The sequence below is a fragment of the Paenibacillus amylolyticus genome, from assembly GCF_003719335.1.
In the GTDB taxonomy this organism is placed as follows: domain Bacteria; phylum Bacillota; class Bacilli; order Paenibacillales; family Paenibacillaceae; genus Paenibacillus; species Paenibacillus amylolyticus_D.
This window is the reverse complement of sequence record NZ_RIAS01000003.1, coordinates 461,277-478,439: the sequence shown is the minus strand read 5'-3', so window position 1 is coordinate 478,439 and position 17,163 is coordinate 461,277. Positions and strand designations below refer to the sequence as shown.

11 protein-coding genes and 1 pseudogene are annotated in these 17,163 nt (G+C 45.1%); 9 read left to right on the top strand and 3 right to left on the bottom strand.

Features of this window, described 5'->3' with window-relative positions:
• Positions 1-280 (bottom strand): annotated as a pseudogene (locus EC604_RS08770) (protein-glutamine gamma-glutamyltransferase); the annotation flags it as partial.
• A 273-nt stretch (positions 281-553) separates the two neighbouring features.
• On the opposite strand from EC604_RS08770, the gene EC604_RS08765 reads away from it, so the two are divergent.
• The gene (locus EC604_RS08765; RefSeq protein ID WP_161556891.1) at positions 554-3,301 is read left to right on the top strand and encodes a PAS domain-containing hybrid sensor histidine kinase/response regulator; all 2,748 of its coding nucleotides are present in this window, start codon (positions 554-556) and stop codon (positions 3,299-3,301) included.
• A gap of 197 nt (positions 3,302-3,498) precedes the next feature.
• Here EC604_RS08765 and EC604_RS08760 read toward each other — a convergent pair whose 3' ends face one another.
• The gene (locus EC604_RS08760; protein WP_090920691.1) at positions 3,499-3,711 is read right to left on the bottom strand and encodes a hypothetical protein; all 213 of its coding nucleotides are present in this window, start codon (positions 3,709-3,711) and stop codon (positions 3,499-3,501) included.
• 123 nt (positions 3,712-3,834) lie between these two features.
• On the bottom strand, positions 3,835-4,587 hold the full coding sequence (locus tag EC604_RS08755) for a hypothetical protein (protein ID WP_123063781.1): 753 nt from the start codon (positions 4,585-4,587) through the stop codon (positions 3,835-3,837).
• 595 nt (positions 4,588-5,182) lie between these two features.
• On the opposite strand from EC604_RS08755, the gene EC604_RS08750 reads away from it, so the two are divergent.
• The 8 genes from EC604_RS08750 to EC604_RS08715 all read left to right on the top strand — a co-directional run bounded on the left by EC604_RS08750 (position 5,183) and on the right by EC604_RS08715 (position 17,149).
• On the top strand, positions 5,183-6,877 hold the full coding sequence (locus EC604_RS08750; RefSeq protein ID WP_123063780.1) for a M3 family oligoendopeptidase: 1,695 nt from the start codon (positions 5,183-5,185) through the stop codon (positions 6,875-6,877).
• Between the two features lie 205 nt (positions 6,878-7,082).
• Positions 7,083-8,234 (top strand): iron-containing alcohol dehydrogenase, encoded by a 1,152-nt coding sequence (locus EC604_RS08745; protein WP_123063779.1) that lies wholly within the window; start codon positions 7,083-7,085, stop codon positions 8,232-8,234.
• 108 nt (positions 8,235-8,342) lie between these two features.
• Positions 8,343-9,794: a glycoside hydrolase family 32 protein gene (locus EC604_RS08740; protein ID WP_240036722.1), complete on the top strand. Its 1,452-nt coding sequence runs from the start codon at positions 8,343-8,345 to the stop codon at positions 9,792-9,794.
• 598 nt (positions 9,795-10,392) lie between these two features.
• The gene (locus EC604_RS08735) at positions 10,393-11,556 is read left to right on the top strand and encodes a glucose-1-phosphate adenylyltransferase (RefSeq protein WP_123063777.1); all 1,164 of its coding nucleotides are present in this window, start codon (positions 10,393-10,395) and stop codon (positions 11,554-11,556) included.
• Between the two features lie 34 nt (positions 11,557-11,590).
• A complete protein-coding gene (glgD, locus tag EC604_RS08730) occupies positions 11,591-12,694 on the top strand; it encodes a glucose-1-phosphate adenylyltransferase subunit GlgD (protein ID WP_123063776.1) in 1,104 nt (367 codons plus the stop codon).
• A gap of 365 nt (positions 12,695-13,059) precedes the next feature.
• Positions 13,060-15,492, top strand: coding sequence for a glycogen/starch/alpha-glucan phosphorylase (locus EC604_RS08725; RefSeq protein ID WP_123063775.1), 2,433 nt, complete (start codon positions 13,060-13,062; stop codon positions 15,490-15,492).
• A 284-nt stretch (positions 15,493-15,776) separates the two neighbouring features.
• Positions 15,777-16,646 carry an AraC family transcriptional regulator gene (locus EC604_RS08720; RefSeq protein WP_123063774.1) on the top strand — a complete coding sequence of 290 codons (870 nt, stop codon included), beginning with the start codon at positions 15,777-15,779 and terminating at the stop codon, positions 16,644-16,646.
• Positions 16,647-16,690: 44 nt separating this feature from the next.
• Positions 16,691-17,149, top strand: coding sequence for a VanZ family protein (locus tag EC604_RS08715; RefSeq protein ID WP_123063773.1), 459 nt, complete (start codon positions 16,691-16,693; stop codon positions 17,147-17,149).
• Positions 17,150-17,163: the final 14 nt, after the last annotated feature.

Here is a 17,163-nt window from a genome sequence, read left to right as displayed (position 1 = left end):
TTATATCCGGCCTTAGCTCGAAACCGCCCTGTGCATTTCGATTCCAAAAGGCAGGGTTACACCTGGAGTCTTCGAATGAGGCAAAGCTTACACCGCTTCGGTTCAATCCTTCGGCTGCGTCAACAAGGGATTCCCTTAAGTCCCATTCAAAGTGAAGATGATCCATGGACTGGTACACATATCGAATGGGACGGTTTTGGAGCTGCTGTAACCAGTACCATTCAAATGCAGACCATTCGGAGGGCGACAGTTGAATCGGTTGATTCGCAACAATAATCATGGGCAGTAACCTCCGTTCTTTCATGACATCGGCTATGCTGAAAAGCTGTAGATTCTAACAAGTCGATTGTTGTCATATTTTTTTGCTTTTGTTTCGTTTAACTATCGTGGTATTTGGGGTACTACTCTATAAGATATAGTTATGTTCAGGTCGATCCGTTCATACGGATAACATTCACATTCTCAGTAAAGTTACATGTTGTCTTTTCATTGAAGGCACGTGTTACACTCTAACTATAGCAACATTTACATTCTCAGTAAGGGAGGATATGTAGTGTCGAACTCCATCACACAGAGCCGGTCTCTGTTCGAACAATTATACACACACGCGCCAATCGGCATTGCTGTCGCTTCTCATGTTAATGGACTATGGGTGCAGTTGAATCCAGCTTTTTGCGAGATGCTTGGATCAACGGAGGAGGAACTGTTGCATACTTCCGTTGTACATATGATTTATGAAGAGGACCTCAGGTACGAAGAGTTTCGCCGTAATTTCTGGGAAATGACCAACGGTGAACAGCCGATGTACGAAACAGAGGTGCGCCTGAAACGAAAAGATGGTACGTTGCTATGGGCAACAATCAGAGCTTGCATTGTCCGGGACGAGGTAAGCGGAGAGCCTTTATATTTATTAGTACAAGCTGCAGATATTACGAAGCAAAAAGAGGCGGAAGCAACACTCCTTGAACAGCGTCAGCAACTGGAAGAAAGTAGTCGCATTTCGCGCATCCTGGCTGAATCGTCCATGGATTTGATTGCGATTCACGAAGCGGATGCCGAACGCACGTTCAAATATGTATCACATGCCAGCAGAAAAATGCTCGGTTATGAGCCTGAAGAAATGCTCGGACGTTCAGGAATGTTCTGTATTCATCCGGAGGATATCCCGACGGTGCAGGCTTATATCCGCGGTCAGATGATCGGGCTCACTCCGGAGCGGATTAGTTATCGTCTAGTTCACAAAGATGGTACCATTGTATGGGCGGACACGCTGACCCATTATGTTTGTGATGAGTCGGGAAATCTGTTAGAGATGGTTGCGGTCACACGTGATATTACAGAAAGCAAACAGCAACAGTTAAGTTTACAGGAGTACAAGTCTTTGTTCGACTGCAACCCCCTGGGAGTAGCTTCGTTAGATTTGGACGGAAACTTGCTGAAAGCGAATATAGGGCAGGAACAATTAACAGGGCATAGTAAGGATGAACTGTTAAGTCGATCTTTTGACCATCTCATTGATCCGGTAGATCTGGAGAAGACACGCTATCATTTTGAAGAATCGGTAAAGGGTGTAGCGCAGCGTTATGAGATTGGTCTGATTCATAAGGATGGACAACGAATTGAGACAAGTGTGATCAATGTTCCTATTTTACTAGAAAACAGAGTGGTTGGTGTCTATGGCATTACGAGTGATGTTACAGCAGCCAAACGTTACGTCGAAGAGATTGAAAATTTAAGTTATGAAAGAGCACTGATCTTAAATGGGATGTCCGAAGGTGTGATTGGGCTCGATCTCGATGGAAACGTGAATTTTGCCAATCCTGCGGCGGCGGAGATGATGAATATCTGCCCGAGTGAGATGAACGGTAAACCTTTGGAAAAAATGATGATACAGATGCAGAGCGAAGGCATTCCATATCCGACGAACGGCACACCTATTTTGCAAGCTGTGCGTGAAGGAAGGGCCTTGTCTCGAACAGAATCGGTTTTTTGGCGTCAGGATGGATCGAGTTTTCTTGCGGAGTTCCAACTGAAGCCGATTATGGATCAAGGGAAAACTCGCGGTGCTGTGCTGGTCTTCCGTGATATGACTTCGGTAAAAGAAATCATTCGTGCCAAGGAAATAGCAGAGCATGCCGACCGTGCGAAATCTGAGTTTCTCGCTATTATGAGCCACGAGCTTCGCACACCACTAAACGGGATTATAGGAATGGCACATCTCTTGATGGAAACGGAGCTGAATGAGGAGCAACAGGGATTTGCCGAGATCATGATAGATAGCGGGGAGTCACTACTCTATATTTTGAATGAAATACTGGATTTCAGTAAAATCGAAGCAGGCAAAATGGATCTGGAACAGGGGCCAGTAGATATTCGGGACATACTAGGCAGTGTAATGGAGCTGTTCTCCATTAAAGCCTCAGAAAAAAATATTGAACTTTATAGTGAAATATCGGATCATATTCCCGAACGTGTATGCGGAGATGAGACGAGAATTCGCCAAATTCTGATTAATTTGGTAGGTAATGCTGTTAAGTTTACCGAAAAAGGAAGCGTCACGATCATCGCGGAGATGGATTCTTCGCAAGAGTATGGTTCAGAGCAGCTGATGCTTTCGTTTAAAGTCAAAGATACAGGCATTGGCATTGCATTTGATAAACAGCATCAATTATTTCAATCCTTCTCCCAGTTGGACCCATCGATTAATCGGAAATTTGGAGGAACAGGTTTGGGACTTGCCATTAGCAAGAAATTAGTTGAGCTGATGGGCGGAGCTATCGGAGTTCAAAGTGAGATTGGGCAGGGAGCGGAATTCCGGTTTACCATTGTGCTGGACAAGTGGAGAGAAGAAATGATGTCCGAAGAAGGCAAGGTTGCTGTCACGGTAGAACTGCCGGAACGTAACCGTCTTGCACAAGGCATTCGGATATTGATCGCTGAGGATCAGGCTGTGAATAGCCATCTTCTGGAGGAGATGCTTCGCAAATTTGGCGGTGTGTGCGATGTCGTGGGAAATGGAGAACAAGCTATAAATTTGCTTGCAACTACCCCTTACGATCTGATTTTCATGGATATTCAAATGCCTGTGATGGATGGGATTGAAGCGACTTGTGAGATTAGGAAAATGCATCCGGAAATCCCTGTAATCGCTGCGATAACAGCCTTTGCAGGGGAACGAGATCGGGAAGCGTGTTTGCAATGTGGAATGCAAGACTTCATAAGCAAACCTTTCCACTCTGCAGAAATTATCCGGGTACTGAACACATGGGTACCTTATATTCATTCCCAGCGGGCGAATTAAACAGTAGTATTTGGTAGTGACAGTCGTATGGGAAACGTAAAGGTAATAACCCGTTGCAAATAATAATGTGTATCCCGGGAACAGATAAATGGTGAGCAAGGAATGATAAACCTCAAAAAACCTGTATCTCCAATGGAGTACAGGTTTTTTGAGGGTTTAAAGCGGATTTTTTGTGATTCTCCATACCCAGAGACAACTCAGGACCATCCTCCGATTAATCCTGAGAGCGTTACACATTCATCATCTTCCAATTCTGCAATCAGTGTGAGCTCTTCATTATCCTGCGGGTTCACAGAAAATAACTCACGGCGTCCGTCCTCGTGCTTGATGATAACTAACTGATTACCACCTTTTGTATGAAACTGGTACTTCACCCCGATACCAGGCAGGGCGCATTCCCGGATATTCATGAAACTTGTTCACCTCTTTAGTTTTTGCTTTAATCATCGTTAACCGTTCTTACAGTACGGATGTATTCTACTATCCATAACACCGTTTGGCAAGTCACAAATCTCATTGCCCGGCAGGAGTCATCAATTTTCACGATTTACAAACGAATTTTGCTGTCGTCTTGCCCGTCTGCGCCGCATGAAGAACCAGATGAGCAGGGACAGAATCAGTACAAGGCTGGCGATGGCGACCAACAGGATATTCCGGATATTTGGAATTTGTACCGTCAAATCCAGTTTATTCTTTTGCAAGGGAGAAACGTTCCAGATCAGCGTTTTACCCCCATCCTCTACCTGATCGGCATTGGAATCCTGGGCTTTAATTGGCAGAGAAAGTTTAAAATCAAAATTCACATCTTTTAACAAAAGCCGTTTGAGAAAACCCGGAACGCTGTTGATCCTATCTTTAATATCCCCATCTGGCATCGATTCCATAAGGTCAGCTTCGGCAAGGATATGCAGTTGGGATGTGAAAAAACCTGATGTCTTGGATTGTTCGATATGAATTCCTGGCGGCAGCTTCGAGGAATCGAATCCGGTCATGTTGCTTTTTTCATAATGGGTCGTTGCTTTCAACACGTTCTGGTCCGCCTGTTTGGTCACTTCTGTCTTAAAGTTATTCCGTTCCAATGCTTCAGCTAGCAAGGGCATTAGATTGTCTTGTCCAATTTTGCCAAGAGCTGAGTCCGACACGCTCAAATTCAGATCCAGATCGGTCGTTCCATTTGTATTCACTGTTACATGGGCTTCTCCATCTGCACAGGCAGACAACATGATAAGCATGAGGGCAAGCATAATAGAAAGCGATAATTGACGTATATAATTGCGAGTTGACATGAAGTTCCTGCCTTTCTGCGTAGGTCTAGTGCGGTTATGTCCATATCTATCCAATCCAGAAGTATAGTATACAACGGAACGACTGGAGATGCGAACAAGATGTATAAAGCAAGCTCTACGGTGAGATAACTATGGCGCTGGATGGAAAAAAGTAAAGTGAACGTGATGTTTTTGGTTGATTAAAATTAAAGATTTCGTATTTTTGTCAATACTCTGTTAATTCAAAAGGTCATTCCGCGTGTACACTAAGATAGAGATGAATATACGGGCAAGGGAGGTACATTCATGACTTATATTATTATTCTGGCTGTGATTATGGTTGTGGGTATGATTGGAATGGGCTGGTTCTATAAGATTGTTGACGAAGACAAACATTAATTGTGGAACCATCCATAGGAACAATTGAAAAAGACAAGCCTATAAGCTTGCTTCGCAGATGCGAGGCGGGCTTATTTGATATTTATGTAAAAAAGCATTTGACCGATGGACAAATATTTTTCGCAAAGTTGGGATTTTTAGGCTTCACTTTTGTATAATAGGGGATAGCTTCTCGGGTTTCTCCCGAAATTTGCCAAACAGGAAAGGGTGTACATAAATGAAGTTTAGTGAATACACGTATACACGTCCCGATCTGGAACACATCAAGACCTCTTTCGGTGAACTGCTGAAGGGATTCGAAGCGGCGGCTTCAGTGGGTGAGCAAAGTGAATTCATGGACAAGATCAATGCTTTACGTAGTGATTTCGAAACACAGGCACAGCTGGTCTACATCCGCCATTCCATTGATACGAATGATGAGTTTTATAAGGCAGAGAATGAATTCCTGGATGATAGTCAGCCTGTTGTTCAGGAGTATATTACCGATTTTTACCGTGCGCTGGTGAACTCCAAGTTTCGTGCAGAACTAGAGCAAAAGTGGGGAACCCAACTGTTCCAGCTCGCTGAGCAAGCTTTGAAAACTTTCAGCCCGGAGATCATTGAGGATCTTCAAAAGGAGAACAAACTTTCTACGGAATACAATCAGTTGATTGCTTCTGCCAAAATTCCATTCGAAGGCGAAGAGCGCACACTGCCTCAGCTTCATCCGTTTGAGCTGTCTACGGATCGCTCGATGCGTGAACGTGCTTCAGAAGCCCGGTATACATTTATGGCGGAGCACGAAGCAGAATTTGATCGTATTTACGATGAACTGGTGAAGGTACGTACACAGATTGCGAAAAAACTGGGGTATCCAAGCTATGTGGAGCTTGGTTATGACCGTATGAACCGTACAGATTATAATGCGGAGATGGTCGCTAATTTCCGCGCGCAAGTCCGCGACTACATCGTACCTGTTGCAACCAAGCTTAGAGAACGTCAGCGCAGCCGGATTGATGTCGATACGCTTTATTTTTACGATCAGGGTTTTAGTTTCAAAACGGGCAATCCAACACCCAAAGGTGATCCGGACTGGATCGTAGAGAACGGGAAACGGATGTACGCAGAACTTTCACCAGAAACAGATGTGTTCTTCCAGATGATGACAGACAACGAATTAATGGATCTGGTGAGCAAAAAAGGCAAACAAGGCGGAGGATATTGTACGTTCCTGAACGATTACAAAGTGCCGTTTATTTTCTCCAACTTCAACGGTACGTCGGGTGACATTGATGTATTGACCCATGAAGCAGGACATGCCTTCCAGGTGTATGAAAGCCGCAATTTTGCAGTGCCGGAATATAACTGGCCTACTTTTGAGTCCGCAGAGATTCATTCGATGAGTATGGAGTTCTTTACTTGGCCGTGGATGGAACTGTTCTTCAAAGAAGATACAGACAAGTATAAGTTTGACCATTTGTCTTCCGCATTGTTGTTCATTCCTTACGGTGTCGCTGTGGATGAATTCCAGCATTTTGTTTATGCGAACCCAGACGCAACACCGGCAGAGCGCAAGCAGGCTTGGCGCAACATTGAGAAAATCTATCTGCCGCATATCAACTATAAGGATAACACGTATCTGGAGCAAGGCGGATTCTGGCATAAACAAGGTCATATCTTCTCTTCACCGTTCTATTACATTGACTACACGCTGGCTCAAATCTGTGCGTTCCAGTTCTGGAAACGCAGTAATGAAGATATGAAATCAGCATGGGCTGATTATCTGACATTGTGCAAAGCTGGTGGTAGCCTGTCCTTCACAGGTCTGGTGGAGCTTGCTGGATTGAAATCACCATTTGAAGACGGTTGTGTGTCTTCTGTTATTGGTGATATTGAAGCATGGCTTGATGGTGTAAACGACAAGGCATTGTAATCGAACGAGTTATCAAATTTAAGGCGGCTTGGACCCTGAGGGTGTCTAGGTCGTCTTTTTTATGATCAAAGAAACCAAAAAAATCCGGTTAGCTGTATAGGACAATGTAACATTCATCAATTGATAGTGATTTATTTCACTATAGCTGGAAACGGATTCAGTTACAATAAAGGTAGTAAATCAGGGTTACAGGAGGCTGGTTCAGATGGCAACGCATGCATATTATGTCCCACCCGCGAATTTGATGGGTAGAGGGTGTTTGCAGGATGCAGCTCCAATGATTGGACAGATGGGTATACGTAAGGCACTGGTAGTTACGGATCAGGCACTGGTTGCATCAGGTATTGCCGAACGTGTATTGTCTACGTTGCGGAAATCAGGGTTAGACTATGTCGTATATGATGAGGTACAGCCCAATCCAACATGCGGGCAAGTGCATGAAGGGTTACAAGTATTCCAGAACCATGGCTGTGACGCCATTATATCGATAGGCGGAGGTTCACCGCAGGATGCTGCAAAAGCGATTGGAATCGTTGCTGCAAACGGTGGACACATCCGTCAATATGAAGGACTGCATCAATCCAAAACCAAATCGGTCCCGCTGGTAGCTGTGAATACAACAGCTGGCACATCAAGCGAGGTAACGATGAACTACGTGATTACAGATGAGGAGCGAAAAGTGAAAATGGTGATGGTAGACCGAAACTGTCTAGTTGATCTGTCGGTAAATGATCCTGAGCTTATGCTGAGTAAACCTGCGAGTCTGACTGCTGCAACGGGCATGGATGCATTAACCCATGCGGTTGAAGCGATGGTTACACCAGGCGGGTTTACAGTTACAAGTGCAACGGCAGCAGCTGCGGTCAAATTGATCTTTGAATATTTGCCAAGAGCAGTGAAGGATGGGACTGATCTGGAAGCGAGAGAGTATATGACTTACGCATGTTTCCTGGGAGGTATTGCTTTTAACAATGCGGGTCTCGGATATGTTCATGCTATGGCACATCAATTAGGCGGGGTGTATGATCTGCCACATGGTGTGTGCAACGCGATGTTGCTTCCTTATGTTGAAGAAATGAATGCCAAACATGTACCGGACAAATTCCGTCATATCGCTAAAGCGATCGGAATGGATGTAAAGGAGCGCACCGATGAGGAATGTGCAGAATACGTCATTACTGAGATTCGGAAACTGGCCAAAGAAGTGGGGATTCCTGAGAAGCTGTCCGAACTTGGGGTACAGAACCCGGATGTGGAGTTGCTTGCAAGTAATGCAATGAAAGATGCTTGTGCACCAGGTAATCCGTATCAACCGTCGAAGGATGAGGTGATGAACCTTTTCCGAAAGATAATCTAGAACAGATACAAATAAATTATAGAGAAACGTGCGTATCTACGCCGATATCGACAATTGAGAAAAAAATAATGTTACAATTGAGTCGCTGAGATCAGCGGCTTTTTTGACTTGAACAGATATGTATTGTGGGATACGCTTACATCTGTTGTTGGAAAAGTTAACGATGTTGGCGTTACATATTATGATGGAGAGTTTGGTTTATATATATCGTTAATGGAGGCCATGATGAAACAGGATCAATTACATGTAAAAGCACCTGGCAACTGGATGAATGACCCGAACGGGTTTATCTATTACCGAGGAGAGTATCACTTATTCTATCAATATTTCCCGTATGGCCTGCAGTGGGGCACCATGCATTGGGGGCATGCGACCAGTCCGGATTTGGCCACATGGACGCACCATCCAATCGCTTTATTTCCAAGCAAAGGGTATGACCAGAATGGGTGTTTTTCTGGAACGGCACTCGAAGTGCAGGGTCAATTATTTTTATTTTATACCGCTGTCAAATACGATGTGCTTAATGAAGAGAACGTTCATGTGATTGTGAATGATCAATTCGAGTCTAGTCAGGCTTTGATGATCTCAGAGGATGGTTATACGTTTGATAACATTACTTCTAAGCAACAGATCATACCGCCGATCGTCGATTCTGTTCTGGGGGATCGCACGCATACACGTGATCCAAAAGTGTGGAAGTACCGGAATCGGTATTATATGATTTTGGGCACGAAGACGAGAGATCAACAGGGGAAGCTTTTGTTTTTTTCAAGTGAGGATCTGCTCCAGTGGACATTTTTGAACAGCTATACCAAGTCAGGGCTAGGGTATATGTGGGAGTGCCCGGATATTTTTAGTTTGTTAGATCGTTCGAGTGGAGCCCAGCAGACTGTACTGCTGATGTCCCCGGAAGGAATTCAAAGCGAACCGTTGTATACAAGTCACGCGATGTGCAGTTTGGTTTCCTTCAAAGAAGAAAGCTGCGATATCGTCATTCCGGATCAATTGAATATGGTCGATTATGGTGGGGACTTGTATGCGCCTCAGACGAATCTGGATGCCGAAGGACGCCGAGTCATGGTAGCCTGGATGCGAATGCCGCTACCTGTAGACAATTCCGGTGAGAAGCCGTGGATTGGCATGATGGCCTTGCCACGAGTCATCGAGGTCGAGGACGAACAGATATATTTTCGAGTGCATCCTGAGGTAGAGACTCACTTTAAGACACGTATCCCTGTTGAGCAAATTAATTACGCCAAGCCATTTCAATTGAAAGTTGTGTTGCGGGAACTTCAAGTTCTGGACATTGGCGGTTATCGAGTATGGCTGGAAGATGGAAGAGTACATACCGATCGTGCAGAAGTATTTAGAGACTTGGATCAATACGATCTTCAGTTTCAGACTCCCGAGCTGCATGGAAACTGCGAACTCAACATCTTTGTAGAGCCCAATTTGATTGAAATTTTTGTGAATCAGGGGCAGTATGTATTAAGCAATGTGGTATATGATCTGAAAGCATATGTCAGCTACGAGGGCGAAATCGAGTGTAACATAGGATAAGTATAGCTTTAGAGCCGGAGAAATCCGGCTTTTTTGATGCATGTAAACCATCCTGGTCATCAAGTTGCATGAGTTTACCATAATATTACCAAGAGGATTTTAATTCGTGTCTATCGAATAGATTAAACTAACAGCGGCATTTACAGGAGCGCGTCAGGTTCAAACCAGCGATGCACTGACTTTTTTTCAAATTTGCTGTTACCGCAAGATTCCCCGATCGAATTCCTGTTTAATGGGTAATAAGTTTATCTTTTATTACCTATCGTTTGCACAGTCTACAATGCAAGCAAGTCTTTTTCTACAAGATCAACATGTTCTGCAAGACCAACACCATTTACATGCGTTAAAACACACCGTCAGCGTCACGTCATCTGCATTTCAAAGAACTTCGATTCAAACAGGGTCATTGATTTGATCCGCACCAACATTCCAGTGATCATCTAACGAAAGACGTCCGGTTACATATGAATGATGTCTTTATTCCGTTACACATCTGTACAGCATGCTCCTAATCAAGACAGCCGTGTTTTCACAACAGAATATCGATTATGGGCTCTGAAATGAATCAGAATGAATGCACGTGGAGGAGGCTGTAATGATGGCAAAAAAAGAGGTTGTAGCGATGCTGCTCGCCGGAGGGCAGGGTAAACGATTAAAGGGATTAACCAAATCACTGGCAAAACCCGCTGTTTATTTTGGGGGTACCTACCGCATTATTGATTTTCCGCTCAGCAATTGTTCGAATTCGGGTATTGATACCGTTGGCGTGTTGACCCAATATGAACCACTTGTCTTGCATTCTTACATCGGTATTGGCAGTGACTGGGACCTGGATCGTAAAAATGGCGGGGTTTATGTGCTTCCACCGCATGAACGGGAAGACGGAAGTAACTGGTACCGCGGGACTGCTGACGCGATTTACCGTAACCTCAACTTTATTGAACAATTTGATCCCGAACATGTGCTGATTCTATCCGGTGATCATATCTATAAGATGGACTACGACAAGATGCTCCAGTATCACAAGGAGAAAAATGCCGATTGCACCATTTCCGTGATTGATGTGCCGCTGGAAGAAGCGAGCCGCTTTGGCATTTTGAATACAAATGAAGACTACAGCATTTATGAGTTCGAAGAAAAGCCTTCTCAGCCCCGAAGCACGCTTGCTTCCATGGGCATCTATCTCTTCAAATGGGATGTGCTGAAACGTTTCCTGATTCAGGACGAACAGCAGGCATCCACCTCCTACGATTTTGGTAAAGACATCATTCCGTTGCTGCTTGAAAATGATAAATCTTTAGTGGCTTACCCGTTCCAAGGATACTGGAAAGACGTTGGAACCATTCGCAGTCTGTGGGAATCCAATATGGATTTGCTGGACGAGGAGACTCCCCTGAATCTGAATGATCCGAACTGGCGGATTTTCACCCGTAACCCGAACCAGCCAGCTCAATATATATCGCCTGCCGCCAAGGTGCGCAACTGCATTATCAGTGAGGGCAGCATCGTGCACGGTGAGGTGAATCATTCCGTCCTGTTCTATGGAACCGAGGTGGGAGAGAACAGTGCAGTAATCGATTCCGTTGTTATGCCTCGGGTCAAGATTGGCCGTAATGTGTCTATCCATAAGGCTATTATCGCTGAAGGCTTAGTTATTCCGGATGGTACTCAGATTGCCCCCGCGCCTGAAGACGAGAGTGATATTTTACTGGTAGATCAGGAAGAACTGGAACGACAGTTGCGTCATGGAATAGCGAATTGATTGACCAAAATGTTGGCAAAGGATGGTGCGCGGCATGAAATCACTAATTGGAGTTATTAACCTTGACCATGAACTGGAAGAATTGAAGGAATTGACGTACTTTCGCTGCGGAGCCGCGGTACCTTATGCCGGGCGTTATCGTCTGATTGATTTTGTCCTGTCTAACATGATGAATGCGGGTATTGAGAGCATAGGCGTATTTGTTCGCCGCAAATACCGTTCACTGATGGACCATCTGGGAGATGGTAAGCCGTGGGATCTGGATCGTAAACATGGGGGCATGTTTATTCTTCCTCCGGATTGGAACGACCCGACGGACACGTCGCAGGGAGATTTGCAACATTTTCACAACAATCTGGATTTCTTCCACAGAGGGGCCGGGCAATACGTTGTGCATGCAGGCAGCCGGCATGTGACCAAAGCCGATCTTCAGGATGTCTATAAGTATCATATCCGTAAGGGAGCGGACGTCACACTGGTTTGCAAAAAAGTAGACCAACTGTTACCTGAGCATGAATCCTGCGTCAAAGTCGATCATGATGAAGATGGCAATGTGGTGGACATTCACCAATGTGCTGACCATACGAATATATATACGGAGATTTTCATCATGGAAAAAGAACTATTCCTTAAACAGGTGCAGCGCTGCATTGAACATGGGGAGACTCATTTCTTCCGTGACGCCATCCTGAAAAATCCGAGCGGATTGAAGATTGCGGCTTATGCCTATGAAGGATATCATGCCGTAATTAACTCGATTGACAGCTATTACCGTAACAGCATGGATCTGCTGAATACAGGACAGTATGAACAACTGTTTAAAGAAGATCCCGTGCAAACCAAAATCAAATACGAAGCACCCGCCAAATATCTGGAATCAGCGGATGTCAAACATTCCTTGCTTGCCAATGGATGCATCGTAGGCGGTGAAGTTCAGGACAGCATCCTGTTCCGGGGTGTGCATGTGGCTAAGGGAGCCAAAATTAAGGGTTCAATCATTATGCAGAAATGTTACATTGGCGAGGGAACTGTGCTGGAGAACGTCATTCTGGATAAAGATGTGAAACTAACCGGTGGGCAGACGTTAATTGGTGCTCCGTCGAATCCGTATATTTTGGCCAAAAGTACTATTATTTAAAGCGAAAATCTGTCCGATATCATCCATAACTGTATATATAAAAAAATATAATCCTGCGGGTAAGTTTTCAGGTTCGTGTCTTTTTGAACGCATGAAGTGCCACCGTCAAAGTTGCTATGTTGGTGCAAACGCAGTGGAGGGAACGAAATCAATTCTGGAGAAGCGAAGCGTTCGCCTTTGTCTCTCCATTTCTACCTTGTAAAAGGTGATCAGGAAATGGAAGAGACAACAGCGATCGAAAGAATGATTCGTGACTGAAACGGGTGCTCGGCTCCAACGTCCTGCTTTATAAGGTGTAACCGCATGCTTTCGAGCTAATCACGAACCGCCCTCACCAGCAGGATTTCACCGGGAGGAACCTACTTTTGTTTGACAACAAAGAAACGTTCAAATCGATCTTTCAACGAAATCTCGTCAGCAAACTGGGCAAACCAATTGAAGAAGCTACCAAGGAAGATGTGTACCATGTGCTAGGCAGTATGATTCGGGAATATGTAGGTCAGGACTGGGCAGTCTCAAATCAGGGATTCAAGCAGCGTCAAGATAAACAGGTGTATTACTTCTCGTTGGAGTTTCTGATTGGTCGCCTGCTCGGCAACAATCTGCTAAACGTTAATGAGCTGGAACTGGTTCGTGACAGTCTAGAGGAACTTGGCTTTTCACTGGAGTGTATTGAGGAACAGGAAGCAGATGCAGGGTTAGGCAATGGGGGGCTGGGAAGGCTTGCTGCCTGTTTCCTGGACTCCTTGGCCTCACTGGGCTATGCGGGACATGGATGCGGTATCCGTTACAAGTACGGTCTTTTTGAGCAAAAAATTATCAATGGCAATCAGGTAGAGTTGCCTGATAACTGGCTGGAAAAGGGCAATGAATGGGAAGTACGCCGTCCAGACAAAAAGGTGGAGGTCCAGTTCTGGGGCCGGGTTGAGGCCTATGAACAGGATGGACATTACCATTTCGTGACGAAGGATGCTGAATCGGTCGTTGCCGTACCGTATGATGTGCCCGTTATCGGTTATGGCCAGTCACATGTCAACACATTGCGGTTATGGAGTGCAGAGCCGAAACGAGAAACGTCATTGGACACCCCTTCGAACTATTACGGATACCTGGATTACAGCCGTTCCGTGGAGTCGATCTCTGAATTCTTGTACCCGGATGATTCCCAATACGAGGGCAAGTTGCTGCGTTTGAAACAGCAGTACTTTATGTGTTCCGCAGGAGTGCAGAGTGCATTGCGTACATTTAGCAAGCTGGGACTGTCTTATGACCGCCTGCCGGACAAAGTGGGCTTCCATATCAATGACACCCATCCTACGTTAGTCATTCCTGAACTTATGCGAATTCTAATGGATGATAAGGGTTATGGCTGGGATGAAGCGTGGGATATTACTACCCGCACGGTATCTTATACAAATCACACGACACTAAGCGAAGCGTTGGAAAAATGGCCTGTATCCATGGTCAGCAAGCTGCTGCCACGTATTTATATGATTATTGAAGAGATTAATAAACGTTTTTGCGGGTTGCTCCTAGAACGTTATCCGGGTGATGACGAACGTATCGAGCACATGGCGATTGTTGCGAATGATCAAGTTCGCATGGCACACCTTGCCATCGTAGGCAGTCATAGTGTCAATGGTGTGGCTGCACTGCATACAGAGATTTTGAAAGAGCGTGAGATGGCGCCGTTTTATGCTCTGTACCCTGAACGTTTTAACAATAAAACCAATGGCATTACGCACCGTCGCTGGTTAATGCATGCCAACCCAAAGCTGTCGAATCTCATTACAGAAACGATCGGCAATGAATGGATCACGGAACCTGGCAAACTGGAGCACCTGGCTGATTACGCCGATCAATCCGCGTTCCAGGAGCAGTTCCGTTCGATCAAACGAGATAACAAAAATCGTCTGGCGTCTTATATCCTAGATCATACGGGTATACCTGTAGACCCTGATTCCGTGTTTGACGTGCAGGTGAAAAGGCTGCATGGGTACAAAAGACAGCTCCTGAATATTTTGCATGTCATGCATCTGTATAACAAGTTGAAAAGCGATGCTTCGTTTGATATGGTGCCGCGCACGTTTATTTTTGGAGCGAAGGCAGCACCGAGTTATTATTTTGCCAAAAAAATTATCAAACTGATTAATACGGTGTCAGATACCGTGAATCGCGATGCAACGGTAAATGACCGGTTGAAGGTCTTTTTCCTGGAAAACTATTCTGTCTCGCTTGCCGAGAAAATTATCCCTGCGGCAGATGTGAGTGAACAGATCTCGACAGCGGGGAAAGAAGCCTCCGGTACAGGGAATATGAAATTTATGATGAATGGCGCACTGACAATTGGTACGATGGATGGGGCAAACGTGGAGATGGCAGAGCAAGTCGGTGAAGAGAATATGTTCATCTATGGCTTGCGTGCCGACGAAGTGCTGGAATATTATCGGAACGGTAACTATCGGCCTAACGAAATCGTGAATCAGGATGAACGTATTCGTGAAGTCGTGGAGCAATTGGTGCATCCGGGAGCATTCTGTGATAGGGATGGGGAGTTCTGGGATATTTATGACTCATTGCTTGCACATGGCGATGAATATTTTGTATTACGTGATTTTGCAGCGTACGCTGATGCACATGCAGCGATTGATCAAGCGTATCGTGATGTTTCGGATTGGACTCGCAAGGCCGTGCTTAACACAGCTCATTCAGGCATTTTCTCCAGTGACCGAACAATAAGTGAGTATGCAACCGATATATGGGGCATTCATCCTGTGTCTGGGCACTGGAATGGTTAGGATAGAGGAGACTCAAGTGAAAAAACAGAACGGATAAATTAGCATTTAAATTAGCTTTACAAACGGAATTCCATTCTCTCTTGTTTGATGTCTGCATCTGGCAGTGGCGAAGTCCACTGCAGGGCTGCGGACATGAACAAGAGATTTTTGTTATCAACACCATAAGTTCGCATTCAGAATCAAAAAAGGGTTGAATATTTCAGTCATACTAATTGAAGAAACAGACCAGTAAAGTCAGGCCAAAGTAAAATACATATCTTAAAAATGAATAGGAGACGGGACATATGGATCACTATGCACGTATTCAGCTTGCCATCGAGCATCTGGAGCTAAATCTGCAGGAGCCGTTCAACATGAAGGAAGTGTCGGCGGCCGCCAGTTTTTCAGCATTTCATTTTCAACGTTTGTTTCAGGCGATTACAGGTTTTACTGTTCTGGAGTACTTGCGCAGACGAAGACTAACGGAGGCTGCTTCGACTTTGCGAAACACGGCGCAGAATATACTGGAAATTGCGCTTAGCTATGGTTATCAATCGCAGGAAGCCTTTACCCGTGCATTTGACGCTCACTTTGGCGTCACACCGGCACGGTTTCGCAAGCTGGAGCAGGAGGCTTTAACAGAGGAGTTCATGCAGCAACGTATTGATTTTAATGAATATCGTTTACAGCTTGGCACAGCGTTTCATATGAATCCGCCACGTATGATAACGCTGGAGACAATTCAAATCATTGGTTATGACTATAAGACCAATCTAAACAATGAACAGCATTATGCGGAGATTCCCGGATTTTATCATGAATTCGGGCGTGAACAGAAGTTCATGAACATTCCAGAGCGGATTCGCCCCGATATGGCGTATGGTGTTGCGGCTCATTTTCAGGAGGATGGGGCATTTTCATTTATCGTTGGCGAAGAGAGTTCAGGAAGCAGTGATTCCTTAGAACCCGGATATACCTGTCTGGAGATTCCAGGCGGGCTGTATGCCGAGTTTACAACGGAAGGATCAGAGCAGGAGGTGCGCAAAATGATCTACGGCAGCTGGCTGCCTGCTTCCAAGTATGAGCGCCGGGAAGGGCCGGACTTTGAAGTGACCGATGTGTGGAAATCGACGCCTGAGCAGCTGGACATGAAGATCTACATCCCGTTAAAATAGACCTTACCGCTCATTTGGCGGATAACAAGGTCGGGAGGATAGGCATGAGCAGAAGAGCGTTGCTTTACTCCAAGCGGGTGCTTGCATTCATTACATTTCTAGCGGTTATATATACGCTCATCATGTGTAATCTTCTTTTTTTCAGTGGCAGAGCACCGGGGGTGAACTATCAATATAATCTTGTGCCTTTCGAGACGATTCGTCCTCTGCTCTTGGAAAGAGAAAGGTACAGTACCGAAGCCTGGATTAAAAATCTGTTTGGTAATATTGTTTTGTTTATTCCGCTGGGCATATGGATTCCGTGGCTTTTTCACAGGTATCGTTCCTGGTTCCGATTGACGTTCATTGTTGTGCTCATCCTTTTGCTGGTGGAAACGATCCAGCTGATTACACGTGTAGGATCATTGGATGTGGATGATATTATTCTCAATACGGTTGGAGCCTGGATCGGATTTGCCGGTTTCCGCTTACTGATAGGCTCGCCAAGAAAGACTCGAAGCTGATCGCGCCATGCGAT